The sequence below is a fragment of the Mycolicibacterium austroafricanum genome, from assembly GCF_902705885.1.
Taxonomy (GTDB): domain Bacteria; phylum Actinomycetota; class Actinomycetes; order Mycobacteriales; family Mycobacteriaceae; genus Mycobacterium; species Mycobacterium vanbaalenii_A.
Genome location: NZ_CACSIP010000045.1, coordinates 1 through 14,862, shown reverse-complemented (window position 1 = coordinate 14,862; position 14,862 = coordinate 1). Strand labels below are relative to the sequence as shown.

Here is a 14,862-nt window from a genome sequence, read left to right as displayed (position 1 = left end):
CGGGGTTGTGTCAGGGAACCTTGGCGGCGACTCGCTCATCGGCCACGCCGGCGACGTTGGCCCGGTAGGCGAGTGCGTAGTAGGCGATGAAGCCGACGAAGCAGCCGATGAACCAACTGAACTGGCCCAGCGTCTCGAACGTGCCGATGACCTTCGGTATCACGACCGACCCTATCGACGCGATGCCGGCGATGATTGTCGCCTTGACCGCAACCGGGTTGAATCCTCGGCTGTACCAGTATGTTCCGGACTCCTCCATGGTGAAAAGATCATCGACGACGATGTGCTGTTTGCGGACGAGGTAGTAATCGGCGATCAGGAGCCCGAACAGTGGTCCGATCAACGCGCCCAGCAGTCCCAGGGTCCAGAAGATCGCTTCGTCGTTGTTGTACCAGTTCCACGGTGTCAGCAGCACCGATCCAACGGCAGCGATCATGCCACCGGTGCGCCAGCTGATCTTCTGCGGGTTCACATTCGAGAAGTCGAACGCGGGCGCCACGAAGTTGGCGACGATGTTGATCCCGATGGTGGCGAGCACGAAGGTGAATCCACCGAGCAGTATCGCGGTGTAGGTGTCGATGGCCTGCACCGTGTCGATCGGGTTGGTCATCACTTCGCCGAACACCGGCAGGGTGGCCGAGGCCGTGAGAACAACCAGCAGAGAGAACACCACAAAGTTGATCGGCAGGCCGATGAGGTTCCCGAGCTTGAGCTCCTTGTACGACTTCGCATAACGGGAGAAGTCGCCGAAATTGAGCATCGGTCCCGCAAAGTACGAGACCACCAGGGCGATCGCGCCGAGCATCGCCGAGATCTGTTGCCCGGTTGTCAGTTGCTGGTCTGACAGGGTCAGACTGATCTGCCAGTCGGCCCGCGCCATCATGTAGAAGCACAGAATGAACATCATCACGTAGATGAGCGGGCCGCTGATGTCGCACAGCCACCGCACCATCTCCATGCCCCACCAGAACACCAGCGCCTGAAGCACCCAGAGGATCGCGAAGCTCAGGTATCCGACATAGGACAGGCCCAGGAAGCTGGTGTCGTCGGTGGCGTACGCGGCCAGGTCGGGAAAGAGCTTGAGCAGCACGATGGTCAAGGCGCCGGCTGCCAGGAAGGTCTGCACCCCGTACCAGGCGATGGCGATGCTGCCCCGGATGATCGCCGCGATGTTGGCACCCATCACACCGAATGAGGCTCGGGCCACGACGGGGTAGGCGATACCGTGCACCTGGCTGGGCTTGGCCACCAGGTTGCAGAACAACTGCACAATGCAGATGCCGACGATGAGGCAGACGAACACCTGCCAGCTGGTGAGCCCCAGCGCGAACAGAGCTCCGGCGGTGACATAACCGCCGACGCTGTGCACGTCAGCCATCCAGAAGGCAAAGATGTTGTACCAGTTCCATTTTTGTTCGACCAGCGGCGCCAGGTCCTCGTTGGCGAGCCGGGGGTGGTAGGACTCCTTGATGACCGACGTGCCCGCCGGTCCATGATGGGTCCCGGGCGTAAGGGGGGGCGTTTCGGTTGTCATGACGGTCTCCTGGTCGTGAAGAGGGCGTTGGAGCGCCACGCTAGGAGCGTGGTGTTTCGGCCACCGCTACCTCGTCGTCAACCGATCGTTACGACTCACATATAGGACGTCACGGGCAGCGGAACGTGTCGGGGTCGCCGCGCATCGAGTCGAATTCGGCGCACAGGTGCTGGTAGTGCCGACGCGACGCCGCCACCAGTGCCTCGGCGTCGCGCTCGGTGAAGGCGGCGACCATGTCGTGGTGGTCGGCGTGGAACCGCAGCCGGGCCGCATCCGACACCCGCGCCATCGGTCGAGCCGGCTCGGTCAGATTCCACGCCGACTCATACATCCGGACCAGCCTGCTCATTCCGGAGGGCCGGATCATCGCCAGGTGCAGCCGCCGGGACCCGCTGTGAAAGGAGCGGAGATCAGCGCCGCGAATCGCCGAATCCACCCCGTCGTGGCTGGTCAGGATCTCGACGTCGTCGGCCGCCGTCGCATTCTTGACCGATGCGGCGAGCGCCAGTGCCTCCAGCACCTCGCGCACCCGATATAGGTCGTTGAACTCTTCGAAGGTGAGCGTCGCCACCTGGTATCCCACGTGAGGGCGGTGTTCGACCAGGCCTTCACCGACCAGCGTCATGAGGGCCTCACGCACCGGGATCTGGCTGACGCCCAGGTATGCGGCCACCTCGTCGATCGGGATGGCGGTGCCCGGCGGTTGGTCGCCTGACAGGATCGCCTGACGAAGGTCGTCGACGACGCGGGGGTGACCGGTCTCGACGGACGAACTGACCAGGTGCGCGGTGAACCGTTGTCCACGCCGTATCCGAGTCATGGGGGCCTCCTGCACCGCGTCGACATTTCACCTCGATGGAAGGAGGTGCTGTCACAGTCTCGACCACGAGTGTTTCGCTTTCGTTTCTCTCGCTGCTGTCGCCGCCCGGCGTCTTCGGCGTCCAACCTGTCCGGCGGCCGGCGCCGGCGGGGTGCCTGGCCACCCGACGCGGGGAGGAACAAGCGGCGTAATGCCCTTGCTACGGGGTCGAATCGGGTGGGACACCGAGCCGCCGTTTGATGAGGTGCTTAGCGACCTGCGAGGAGATGGCGATGACGAAGAAGTTCCACCTGGGCTGGTTCATGAATTTCATTCCGCCGGAGTGGGATACCCCGTGGGCTTCACCCGATGTGGCGCGCTGGCCCAACGGCCGGTTCTACGTCGACATGGCTCGTAGTCTGGAGCGGGCCTGCTTCGACTACATCATGATCGAGGACACAGTGATGGTGGCCGACGCCTACGGCGGCACAATGGAGGGCTCGCTGAAGAACTCGGTGTTCGCCCCCAAACACGACCCGGTGCCGCTGGCGGTCCAGATTGCGGCTAACACGACGCGCTTGGGTGTGGTGGCGACCATGTCGACCACCTTCTATCCGCCTTACCTGCTGGCCCGGCTGGCGTCGACAGTCGACTCGATCGCCGAGGGCCGGTTCGGCTGGAACATCGTGTCGTCCGCCGAGGACCGGGCGGCGCAGAACTTCGGCCTCGACTCGCTGCCGGAGCATGACGAGCGCTACAACGTGGCTGACGAATACTACGATCTGGTGTGCGACCTGTGGGATTCCTGGGATGCCGACGCGGTGGTGATGGATCGCGATACCCACACGTACGCCGACTACCGCAAGGTGCGCACGATCGACTTCGTCGGCAAGTACTTCAAGTCCCGGGGACCGCTCAACACGGTGCCGTCCCCGCAACACAAGCCGACGATCCTGCAAGCCGGGGCCTCCCCGCGGGGGCGTGCGTTCGCGGCCCGCGCCGCCGATGCGATCGTCGCGGTGGGCACCGGCATCGAAGGTATGCGGTCCTACCGCGACGACATTCGGGCGCGGGCTGCGGCGGCGGGACGCAACCCCGATGACGTCAAGCTGATGTTCTGCGTGTCTCCGACGGTGGCGCCCACTGAGGCCGAAGCCCGGGCGGAGCTGGACCGCCTGGTGGCGACGGACAGCTACATCGAGAAGTCGCTGGCCGGGATCTCGTCCAACACCGAGATCGATTTCAAGCAGTTCGATTGGGACAAGCCGCTTCCAGAGGGTCTCACCACCAACGGGGAGCGCGGCTCGCTCGAGCACTTCATGCGCGGGGACGGTAGCGGTGGTCCGAAGACGCTGCGCCAGTTGGCGATCGACTGGGCCACCACCGGCGTCGAGTTCATCGGCACGCCGGAGCAGGTCGCCCGCAAGATGGGTGAGACGATGGAGGAGATCGGCGGCGACGGCTTCCTGATCATGAAGCCTGGCTGGGATCTGAACCGCAACTACATCTCGTCGATCACCGACGGACTGGTGCCCGAGTTGCAGCGTCTTGGCCTGACCAGGACCGAGTACACCAAACAGACTCTGCGACAGACGCTGCGCGAGTTCTGAGCCGGCGGTCAACCGCCGATTGCGCCGTTGCGCGCATCCAAGCCTGCGGCGCAATCGCCCGGGAACCGCACGGATCCGCCGCCGTCACGGCGGCTCAATACGGTGCCGGTCGGAATGTCTCCGGGCCAACCGTGGCATCACAGCCGAGGAAGGCAAATCTGATGACGAGCGAGGCCAGTGCGATCACCCCGGCATTCCCCATGTCGCTCGCCGAGCGGGCCGCACTGCAACGGCGGACCCTGCGCATCCTGGTCGTCGGCCAGGTGGTGGGGGCGGCCGCGCTGGGGGCGGCCATCACCGTCGGCGGATTCGTGGTGGAGGACATCGTCGGCGTCAGCACGCCTTGGGTGGGGATTTCGACGGCGGCGGTCACGGCCGGCTCGGGTGTGATGGCGCAGGTCTTGTCGCGGGTGATGCGCCGACGGGGTCGGCGCATCGGCATGCAGCTGGGCTATGGATTGGCGGCCGTCGGCGGTGTGGTCGCGTGCCTCGGTGTGCAAGGGTCCGTGCTTCCGGTGTTTCTGGTCGGCCTGCTCCTCTACGGGGCCGGATCAGCCACCAACCTGCTGGCCCGCTACGCGGCCACCGATCTAGCTGAGCCGGAGCAGCGCGGCCGCGCGATGGGGCGGATCCTTTTCGCGTCGACGTTTGGAGCGGTATTCGGGCCGACGCTGGTGGTCCCCGCGGAGCATCTGGGGGTGGCATTGTTCGGGCTCAACTTGTACGCGGGACCCTGGCTGTTCAGTTCCTTCTTCTTCGCCTGCGCCGCCGTCAATGTGGCGGTCCGACTCCGGCCCGACCCGCTGTTGGTGTCAGCGGCCGAGCACGGGGCGAGCATCGGGGAGCGGCCGATACGGCTGAGGGAGTCCGCTCGTGCCATCGCCGCGTCGCCGGCGGCGCGTCTGGCACTGGGCGCGATGGTCACCGCACAGGCGGTGATGGTCGGCGTGATGGCGATGACGCCGATCGACATGAAGGCCCACGATCACGAGGCGGTCAGCTCCCTCGTGGTGTCGGTGCATATCGCCGGAATGTTCGCGTTCAGCCCGCTGGTCGGCCGCTACGCCGACCGTCGGGGGAGGATGGCCGCGTTGCGCGCCGGCGCATTGGTGCTGCTGGCTGCGTGCGGGTTGTCGGCGCTGTCCTCGAACAGCGTGCCGCTGATGTTCGTGGCGATGTTCGCGCTCGGGGTGGGCTGGACGCTTGCCCTCATCGGCGGTTCGAGCTTGCTGATCGAGCACGTTCCCTGGGAGCACCGGGTGCCGGTACAGGGCACCGCGGATCTCACCACCGCGGTGTGCGGTGGGCTGGCCAGCGTCGTTTACGGGGTTGTCATGAACTGGGCGGGATTCACCGCCCTCGCCCTCGGTTCTGCGGTGCTCACGCTCCCAGTCCTGCTCGGGGTGCTGTTGCAGCGCCGCACTTTTGCCTCGACGGATGCTGTCACATGACCGCCGAGGACCTGGTTGCGGTTCCGGGCGATGCCGCCGACACCCGGCGGTTGCGCGCTCTGATGCGGGTGCCCGGCTACCGAAACCTGTTCGCCAGCTCGTTGCTTTGGCACACCACTCGATGGGGCGTGCTGTTCACCACCAGCTACCTGCTGACCCAGATAGCCGGGTCGCCTGTCCTCAACCAGGTTGTCGGAGCCCTCTTTTTCGTCCCGATGTTGTTGGGTGGATTCTTCGCCGGCGTGATCAGCGACAGGTTCGAACGTAAGCGACTGATCCTGGGCGTGCAGTTGGTACTGATCCCGGTCGAGTTCCTGATGTTCGCAGCGGTGCAGTCCGGTCGGGTCGAGGTGTGGATGACCTTCCCGTTCATGTTCCTCGTCGGTATCGGTGGGTTGGTCAACATGACAGCGCAGCGTCCGCTGATCTACGAGACGGTGGGACCACGCCTGGCCAGCCAGGCAATGACCATCGAGGCGACTTCGCAGGCGGGGTCGGCGATGTTCGGCACCCTGGTTGGCGGAATCTTGATCCAGCAGCTCGGGATGGGCGCCGGATTTGCCGGTATGGGGTTGCTGTTGGTTGTGTCCGCAGCGTTGCTTGTCTTTGTCCCGCGGCCCCGATACGCCGCGACACCGCCGGCTGCCGGTTCGGTCTCACTGCGAGGCCAGGTCACGACAAGTGCGAGCCTGTTGCGGCGCAGCCGGCGGTTCGTGGCGATGCTCGCCATCACCGTCGTGATGAACCTGTGCATGTTCGGCTACATTCCGCTGATACCGGTGGTGGCCGAGGGTTTCGCGCAGAGCGCCATCCTCGCGGGTGCGCTCGCCGCGGCCCCTGGCCTCGGGCAGATCACCGCCGGCCTGGTGCTCACCACCAGGCCGCTGTACCGCTACGGCACCGTATTCGCGTGCGGATCCGCTATTGCGCTGCTAGGGCTGTTGGTCTTCGCCACGGTGCCGGTGCTCGCCGTCGCTTTCGTCGCGCTGTTCGTCGCCGGTGTCGGTCAAGCCGGCTTTGGCTCGATGCAGAGCCTGTTGGCCATCGAGTCGGCCGGCCCCAACGAGCGGGGCGTTGCACTGGGTGTGCTGAGCACAGCCATCGGCGCGCTCCCCATCGGGATGGCAGTCATCGGTCTCGGTGCGGAATTGTTCGGTACCCGTGCGGCACTCATTGCCTCCTCGTTGCTGGGTTTGGTGGCGCTGGGTGTGATCGTATTCCGCAGACGCCGGGATCTCCTGGGGCCCAACCCGCCGGTGGTGCTGGAACCCATCTGAGCGGCGGAACCGTTACACGGGCAATTCGTGGAGGAGCCCGGCGCAATGAAAAAACCACGGCCGTGACCCCGGGCCGTCACGTGCAGCGATTTGTATGCGAAGTCAGCGGCCAAACATCCACCGCCAGAGCCGCCCTGACACCGAGCACTACACAGCCTGAGGAGACGACGCCCGTGACCCGTGCCCCAATTACCCTGGACCGGCGTGGTTTTTTGAAGGCCAGCGGACTGACGGTGGGAGGACTCGCCCTGGCCAACCTCGTCGCCGCGTGCGGCGGTGAGGCCAGCGTGGACGGCCAGGGCAACTTGACGTTGCGGATGCCGTTCCTGCAGGACATGCAGGTGCCTGACCCCGACATCATGTATGAGGGTGAGGGTGTGCAGGTGATGAAGTCCTGTTATGAGGGCCTGGTCAACTACAAGTCGGGTACCTCGGAGATCGTTCCCGGGTTGGCGGAGTCGTGGACGGTCTCCGATGACCAGCTCACCTACACCTTCAAGCTGGTGCCCGATGTGAAGTTCCACGACGGCACTCCGGCCGATGCGGCTGCCTGGATCAAGAGCTTCGAGCGTCGGGCAGCGATCAATGAGGGCCCAGCCTACATGGTGACCGGTATCGCCAAGTCCGAGGCGCCGGACCCGACCACGTTGGTGGTGACGCTCGAGGAGCCCAACAACGCGTTCCTGCACTACGCCGCGTGTCCGTGGCAGATGTATGCGGTGAGTCCGACCGCAGTCGAAACACATTCGGTGGGAGACGATTTGGCCCAGGAGTGGCTCAAGACCCACGACGCCGGCACTGGGCCGTATGTGATGAAGGAGTTCGTGCCGGGCAGTCAGTACACGCTGGAGCGGTTCGACGGTTATTGGGGCGAGCAGCCGTACTTCGAGAGCGTCAGAATCGAGATCGTTCCCGAGGTCGCCACCCAGAAACTGCAATTGGATCAAGGTGCGTTCGATCTGGTCGCCAAGGGCTTTGCGATCCCGGATGTGCTGACCTACCAACAGAACCCAAAGTTCGAGGTCATCACCACCAGGGGTGCCTCGATGATGGTGCTGTGGATGAATGCGAGCGCCGGAATCTTTGCCGACAAGGCATTGCGGCAGGCGATGATGACCGCCCTGGACCGCACCTCGATCGTCGAGACGGCGTTCCAGGGCCTGACTCCGGTGCAGATGGAATACTGGCCGGAGAACATGTTCCCGGAAGGCTTGGCGCCTTTCGACCCGCCCGTCGACATCGGGCCGCTGGAAGCGATCGCGCCGACTCTGCCGTCCCAGAACATCGACCTGGCCTGGGTGACCTCCAATGGCGCTCCGGCCCAGCAGGTGGCCGAGCTGATCCAGACCCAACTGGCCCCGGCCGGCATGGAGATCACCGTGCGGGCCATGCCCAGCGCCGAATGGTTCGACCTGTGCAACCAACCCGCCGAGCAGCGCCCCGACCTGCTGGTCGCCACCATGGGCGGCGACGCGTTGCATCTCGACACGGCAATGCGGATCTTCCTGCGCACTGGAGCCAAACCGCTCAACGCCTATCAGTACGGTAACCCCGAGGTCGACCGCCTCATGGACGAAGCGATCACCAAGCCCACCGACGATGAGGCCAACCAGGTATACCTGCAGATCACCGACATCGTCCAAGACGAGGCACTTTGGGTACCGCTGTGCCGTACGCCGCAGAACATGGTGACCCAGGCTGATATCGATGGTGTCGAGCAGGATTCGTACATCCCCTACATCTTCCGGCCGAACAAGATCACCCGCGTGTGAGCGTGCCCGGGTCGGCCGTTCAGATCGTCCTTGTCCGGCGCAATACCGGGGGAACAGGACCGATCCGGTTCGGCAACCGCGCGTCACTACGTTTCGGTCAACCCTGACGGAATGCGGCGAGGGACGACGCGAGGAGGCACGGATGCAGGCCACGAAGTTCCATCTTGGTTGGTTCATGAACGGTTACCGGGTGCACGGCTGGCGTGATCAGTGGATCGGCACGCACAAGGCCGAGGGCATGCTGCCCGACTTCTACGTGGACATGGCACGATCACTGGAGCGGGCCTGCTTCGATTACTTCATCCTCGAGGACTCGTCGTTCGTTCCCGACGCCTGGGAGGGAAGGCACGACTTCTACCTCGAGAATGCCTACGCGGTGCCGAAGTTCGATCCGGCGGTGCTGGCTTCGATCCTCACTCAGAATACCGAGCGGCTCGGCATCGTGACGACGCTGGCTGTGACTGAGTACCCGCCCTATCTCCTCGCGCGACTGATGTCGACGATGGATCACGTGTCGCGTGGCCGCGCCGGCTGGAACATGGTGACTGCCAGCTCTGACCGCGCCGCCCAGAACTACGGGCACGACGCTCAACCCGACCATGATGTCCGCTACGACATGGCCGAGGAGTTCACCGATCTCGTCACCCAGCTTTGGGAGTCGTGGGAGCCGGGGTCGATGGTCGTCGACCAGGAGGGCATGTTCGCCGATCCTGGCAAGGTGCATGCAGTGGACTTCGAGGGCCGCTTCTACAAGTCGCGCGGTCCGATCAACTCCGCGCGATCCCCGCAGGGGCGACCCGTCATCGTCCAGGCTGGCGGCTCAGAGAAGGGTCGGGCGTACGCCTCGAGGTGCGCCGACTCGATCATCGCTTCGGCCAACACAATCGAGCAGATGAAGGAGTACCGCGATGACGTCCGCGGCCGTGCCGAAGGCCACGGACGCAAAGCCGACGAGGTCAAGGTGCTGTTCCTGGTCTCCCCGATCCTCGGCGAGACGCACCAGCACGCGGTGGACCGCAAAGAACAGATGATCGCCGACGCAGCTGCGGACCCGCGGTTCCGGCTCGCAGGGATGGGGTACGCGACCGACATCGACTTCTCGGTGTTCGACCTCGACGTCCCCATCCGTGAGCTCGCCGACCAGATGGTCACCAACGGACACCAGAGTTCCCTGGCATCGTTCGTCCGGCAGAACCTCGACCGGACGCTGCGGGAAGTCGCTTCGAGCTCGGCGCACGGTGCCGGGCAGCGGTTGGAGTTCCTCGGTACGCCGGCGGAAGTCGCCGAGCAGATGGGTGAAGTGATGGCGGAGGTCGGCGGTGACGGCTTCCTGATCACCCAGGACGTCTTGACCCGTCGCTCGATCAGCGAGATCACCGACGGGCTGGTGCCGGAGTTGCAGAAGCGCGGCCTCACTCGGGACCAGTACCGCTACGAGATGTTCCGCGACAACCTGCTCGAGTTCTGAGGACCGCTCGGCCCATGCCCGCGCTCGATCCGTTACGTGGGTAATGCGCCGAGGGGTGCGGCGCAATAAAAAAACCACGGCGGTGACCCCGGGCCGTCATATGCAGCGACTTGTATACGAGACCAACAGCCACAACGGCCTGATGCAGTACCCCGCTTTATCGGCCCCCGCGTCATCGATCGCCGCCACGCCGTAGACCCGAGCACCGTAGTAGCCCGAGGAGACGACGCCCGTGACCCGTACCCCGATCAATCTGGACCGGCGTACCTTTCTGAAGGCCAGTGGCCTGACCGTGGGAGGGCTGAGCCTGGCCCACCTCGTCGCCGCCTGTGGGGGTGAGGCGAGCCAGGACGGCCAGGGCAACTTGACGTTGCGGATGCCGTTCTTGCAGGACATGCAGGTGCCTGACCCTGACATCATGTATGAGGGTGAGGGTGTGCAGGTGATGTCGGCCTGTTATGAGGGGCTGGTCAATTACAAGTCGGGTACCTCGGAGATCATCCCGAGACTGGCAGAGTCGTGGACGGTCTCCGATGACCAGTTGACTTACACCTTCAAGTTGGTGCCCGATGTGAAGTTCCACGATGGGACCCCTGCCGATGCAGCGGCGTGGATCAAGGGTCTTGAGCGTCGGGCGGCGATCAATGAGGGCCCAGCGTACATGGTGACCGGTATCGCCAAGTCCGAGGCGCCGGACCCGACCACGTTGGTGGTGACGCTCGAGGAGCCCAACAACGCGTTCCTGCATTACGCCGCGTGTCCGTGGCAGCCGTACGCGGTGAGTCCGACCGCAGTCGAAACACACGCGGTGGGAGATGATTTGGCCCAGGAGTGGCTCAAGACCCACGACGCCGGCACCGGACCGTACGTGATGAAGGAGTTCGTCCCCGGTAGTCACTACACGCTGGAGCGGTTCGACGACTACTGGGGCGAGGCCCCGCACTTCCAATCCATCCGGATCGAGATCGTCCCGGAGGTCGCCACCCAGAAGCTGCAGCTGGATCAGGGTGCCTTCGATCTGGTCTCGAAGGGATTCGCGATCGCGGATGTGCTTCACTACCAGCAGAACCCCCAGTTCAACACGATCACGGCGCCTGGCGCGACAGTGATGGTGCTGTGGATGAATTTCAGCGCCGGGATCTTCGCCGACAAGGCGTTGCGGCAGGCGATGATGACCGCCCTGGACCGCTCCTCGATCGTCGAGACTGCCTTCCAGGGCCTGACCGAGGTGCAATCGGACTTCTGGCCGGAGAACATGTTTCCCGCGGGGATGGTGCCGTTCGACCCTGCGGTCGACATCGCCCCGTTGCAGGCTCAGGTGCCCACGCTGTCGAGCACCAACGTCGACCTGGCCTGGGTGACGTCCTATGGCGCGCCGGCCCAGCAGGTGGCTGAACTGATCCAGACCCAGCTCGCCCCGGCCGGCTTGAATGTCACCGTGCGCGCGATGCCCAGCGCTGAGTCCTTCGATCTGGCCAACCAGCCCGCCGAGCGCAGGCCTGACCTCATGGTCGCCGGCATCGGTGGCGACGCGCTGCACCTGGACACCGTGCTGCGGATCTTTCTGCGCACCGGAGCCAAGCCGCTGAACTACTTCCAGTACGGCAACCTCGAGGTCGACCGCCTCATGGATGAGGCGATTACGAAGCCCACCGACGATGAGGCCAACGAAGTTTACCTACAGATCACCGACATCATCCAAGACGAGGCGCTGTGGATACCGCTGTGCCGGCGGATGGACAACACCGTCACCAAGAATCAGATCGACGGGTTCGAGGGGAACTCCTACGTCCCGTACATCTTCGATCCACGGGTCATCAGGCGCGCCTAGCGCGAGTCCAGCAATTTCGCGCCGTTGCGCCAACGCCTCGAGACTGCATCCCTATCGGGAAAGTGCGGGTAAGAGCCTGCAGGAGTGCAATTTCGGCGCAATGGTGTGGTGCACATCCAGAGAAGAGGTGTCTTCATGACAACAGTGCACGATGTTGCGACGGATGCGTCCGATGCGCCGGCAGCCCCGAGGGCCCGGGTAGTGGACCTCGGAGTCACATTCGAGCGTCGAGGAGTTCCGGTGAACGCGCTGCGCGGCGTCACGCTGGACATCGGGCACGGTGAAATCCTGGCTGTGGTAGGGGAATCCGGGTCAGGCAAGAGTGTGATGGGCCACGCCCTTCTCGGGCTTCTGTCCGGTGACCCGTCGCCCAAGATCACCGGTCGGGCCGAGGTTTGCGGGGTCGATATGGTCGCAGCTTCCGACGAGGAGCGGCGGCGGCTCCGCAAGACACACCTGGGCGCAGTCTTCCAGGATCCGATGACCTCGCTGAACCCGACCATGAGGGTGGGTCGTCAGGTTGTCGAGGCCGCGGGGTCGGCAGAGGAGGCGCTACGACTCCTCGATCTGGTCGGCATCCCTGACCCTGCGCGCCGCATGAAGGCATTCCCGCACGAGTTGTCCGGCGGTCTGCGGCAGCGCGTGATGATCGCCATGGCGGTGGCCGGCAAGCCCGATCTGGTCATCGCCGACGAGCCGACCACGGCCCTCGACGTCACCGTCCAGGCGCAGGTACTCAGCCTCATCCGCGATCTGTGCGACCAACTGGGTACCTCGTTTGTCCTGGTCACCCACGACATCGGGGTGGCCTCGCAAGTATGCGACCGCATCGCTGTCATGTACGGCGGCCGGTTGGCCGAGGCCGGCCAGATGGACAGTGTGATGCGGGCGCCGTCACACCCCTACACCGTCGGTCTGCTCAACGCGCGTCTGGACCTCGACCTGCCGATCGGCCGGGCGATCCCCTCGCTGCCGGGCGAGCCGCCAGATCCGCGCGCGCATCCGCCTGGCTGTGCGTTTGCGCCCCGCTGCCCGTCCGCCGTCGGTCCCTGCCAGGAAACCCTTCCCGTCCCCACACCGGCGACCACCCACGACGGTGTCGCGGCCTGCCTGGTTCCCGAGTCCACCTCGGTGATCGCCGAGCTCGCCGAGACGGAGCCGTTCAAGCCGATGAGGGAACCGCAGGACACGGTGCCGGCCGCGCGGGTCAACGGCGTCGACAAGCACTTCGACGTGCGCCGCGGCCTGCTGCACAAGGACAAACTCCATGCGTTGCGCAACGTCATCCTCGACATCGCCCCCGGCGAGTCGGTGGCCGTGGTCGGCGAGTCCGGATCAGGGAAGTCCACCCTGCTGCGCGTCGTTGCCGGGCTGATGAAACCGGAGAGCGGGAACGTCGAACGCCCAGGCGGCCAGCCGCAGATGGTGTTTCAGGACGCCGGCGCATCACTGACTCCATGGTTGAGCGTCGGCGAGATCGTCGGGGAGCGGCTGATCAAGACGACTGGCCGGGCCGAGCGGCGCACCATGGTGGACCGGGCACTGCGTCAGGTGGGTCTACCTCCCGACGTTGCGAGCGTCAAGGCAGGCCTGCTCTCGGGCGGTCAGCGGCAACGGGTGGCGTTCGCCCGGGCGATCATTGTCCCGCCCAAACTGCTGCTGTGCGACGAGCCCACGTCGGCACTGGACGCGTCACTGGCCGCGTCGGTGCTGAATCTGCTCCAGGAACTGCGTCGTGAGCTGGGCATGGCGGTGATGTTCGTGACGCACGACCTGGCCGCCGCCCGGTTCATCTCCGACCGCACCGCGGTGATGTATCTCGGCCAGATCGTCGAGGTGGGCCCCACTCTGGAGGTCATCACCAACCCGACGCACCCCTACACCAAGGCGCTGCTGGCCGCGATTCCCTCGCCGGGCACCGCGCCGGTCCGGCTACCGGGTGAACCGGCGAGTGCACTCGCGGTACCTCCGGGTTGCTCGTTCCATCCACGGTGCCCGGAGCGGGTCGATCGGTGTGCGACCGACGAGCCGATCCTCTACTCGCTCGACGGTACCAGCAGCCGCTTCGCAGCTTGCCTTCTTACCCAAGCCGGTCAGGAGAGCCCGGAGCGGGCTGCCTCCTGACGAGCAGTGTGATGCGGCTGGCGGAATGCCCGAGACGTCGGCGCAATGGAGGCGCCACGGCGGCGCATTCGCTCCGACATGCGCGTCCGCTGTGATGGCTTCAACGGACAACGGACCCAGGAGGATCGAGATGACCAAGAAGTTTCACCTCGGCTGGTTCATGAATTTCACGCCGCCGGATTGGGAGTCGGAGTGGGCTTCCCCGGATGTGGCCCAGTGGGCCAACGGGCGGTTCCATGTGGATATGGCCAAGAGTATGGAGCGGGCGTGTTTCGACTTCATGATGATCGAGGACACGGTGATGGTGGCCGATGCGTATGGCGGCACCATGGAGGGGTCGTTGAAGAACGCGATCTTTGCGCCGAAGCAGGATCCGGTGCCGTTGGCGATTCAGGTGGCGTGTAACACCTCCAATCTTGGTGTGGTGGCGACGATGTCGACGAGTTTTTATCCGCCGTATCTGTTGGCGCGGTTGTGTTCGACGGCTGATTCGATTGCGCAGGGTCGGTTCGGGTGGAACATCGTGTCCTCGGCTGAGGATCGGGCGGCGCAGAACTTCGGGCTTGAGGGGTTGCCTGAGCATGACGAGCGTTACAACGTGGCCGAGGAGTATTTTGATGTGGTCAACCAGTTGTGGGATTCCTGGGAGGCCGATGCGGTGGTGATGGATCGTGAAACCCATACGTTCGCCGATTTCAACAAGGTTCACACGATCGATTTCGACGGGAAGTATTTCAAGTCGCGTGGCCCGTTGAACACGGTGCCGTCTCCGCAGCATCGGCCGACTTTCTTGCAGGCGGGTGCGTCGCCGAAGGGCCGTCAGTTCGCGGCCGGCGCCGCTGATGCGATCATCGCGGTCGGTACTGGGGTCGAGGGGATGAAGGAGTACCGCGACGATGTCCGGGCGCGGGCCAAGGCCAGTGGCCGCAACCCCGATGACATCAAGTTGTTCTTCGTGGTGTCCCCGACGATCGCCGCCACCGAAGCCGAAGCCCG

The 14,862-nt window shown here is 64.7% G+C and carries 10 protein-coding genes; 8 read left to right on the top strand and 2 right to left on the bottom strand.

Annotation, left to right across the window (positions count from 1 at the left end; genetic code table 11):
• Window positions 1-10: 10 nt before the first annotated feature.
• Both BEMPMBAN_RS25040 and BEMPMBAN_RS25035 read right to left on the bottom strand, forming a co-directional pair.
• Window positions 11-1,534: an NCS1 family nucleobase:cation symporter-1 gene (locus BEMPMBAN_RS25040; RefSeq protein ID WP_159234081.1), complete on the bottom strand. Its 1,524-nt coding sequence runs from the start codon at window positions 1,532-1,534 to the stop codon at window positions 11-13.
• Between the two features lie 109 nt (window positions 1,535-1,643).
• Complete coding sequence (locus BEMPMBAN_RS25035; protein ID WP_159234078.1) at window positions 1,644-2,354, bottom strand: GntR family transcriptional regulator; 711 nt, start codon at window positions 2,352-2,354, stop codon at window positions 1,644-1,646.
• A gap of 272 nt (window positions 2,355-2,626) precedes the next feature.
• On the opposite strand from BEMPMBAN_RS25035, the gene BEMPMBAN_RS25030 reads away from it, so the two are divergent.
• The 8 genes from BEMPMBAN_RS25030 to BEMPMBAN_RS24995 form a co-directional block, all read left to right on the top strand.
• Window positions 2,627-3,943 carry an NtaA/DmoA family FMN-dependent monooxygenase gene (locus tag BEMPMBAN_RS25030; RefSeq protein ID WP_159234076.1) on the top strand — a complete coding sequence of 439 codons (1,317 nt, stop codon included), beginning with the start codon at window positions 2,627-2,629 and terminating at the stop codon, window positions 3,941-3,943.
• Window positions 3,944-4,104: 161 nt separating this feature from the next.
• On the top strand, window positions 4,105-5,394 hold the full coding sequence (locus BEMPMBAN_RS25025) for an MFS transporter (protein ID WP_159234074.1): 1,290 nt from the start codon (window positions 4,105-4,107) through the stop codon (window positions 5,392-5,394).
• Window positions 5,391-6,671, top strand: a complete 1,281-nt coding sequence (locus BEMPMBAN_RS25020) for an MFS transporter (protein ID WP_159234072.1) — start codon at window positions 5,391-5,393, stop codon at window positions 6,669-6,671. Before BEMPMBAN_RS25025 ends, BEMPMBAN_RS25020 begins: the two co-directional genes overlap by 4 nt.
• A gap of 173 nt (window positions 6,672-6,844) precedes the next feature.
• Window positions 6,845-8,443, top strand: coding sequence for an ABC transporter substrate-binding protein (locus BEMPMBAN_RS25015; RefSeq protein WP_159234070.1), 1,599 nt, complete (start codon window positions 6,845-6,847; stop codon window positions 8,441-8,443).
• Window positions 8,444-8,585: 142 nt separating this feature from the next.
• On the top strand, window positions 8,586-9,911 hold the full coding sequence (locus BEMPMBAN_RS25010; protein ID WP_159234068.1) for an NtaA/DmoA family FMN-dependent monooxygenase: 1,326 nt from the start codon (window positions 8,586-8,588) through the stop codon (window positions 9,909-9,911).
• A gap of 232 nt (window positions 9,912-10,143) precedes the next feature.
• The gene (locus BEMPMBAN_RS25005; protein WP_159234066.1) at window positions 10,144-11,742 is read left to right on the top strand and encodes an ABC transporter substrate-binding protein; all 1,599 of its coding nucleotides are present in this window, start codon (window positions 10,144-10,146) and stop codon (window positions 11,740-11,742) included.
• 135 nt (window positions 11,743-11,877) lie between these two features.
• Window positions 11,878-13,866: a dipeptide ABC transporter ATP-binding protein gene (locus BEMPMBAN_RS25000; protein ID WP_159234063.1), complete on the top strand. Its 1,989-nt coding sequence runs from the start codon at window positions 11,878-11,880 to the stop codon at window positions 13,864-13,866.
• 130 nt (window positions 13,867-13,996) lie between these two features.
• Window positions 13,997-14,862 (top strand): NtaA/DmoA family FMN-dependent monooxygenase (locus tag BEMPMBAN_RS24995; protein WP_159234061.1); only part of this gene is annotated, 866 nt, incomplete at its 3' end.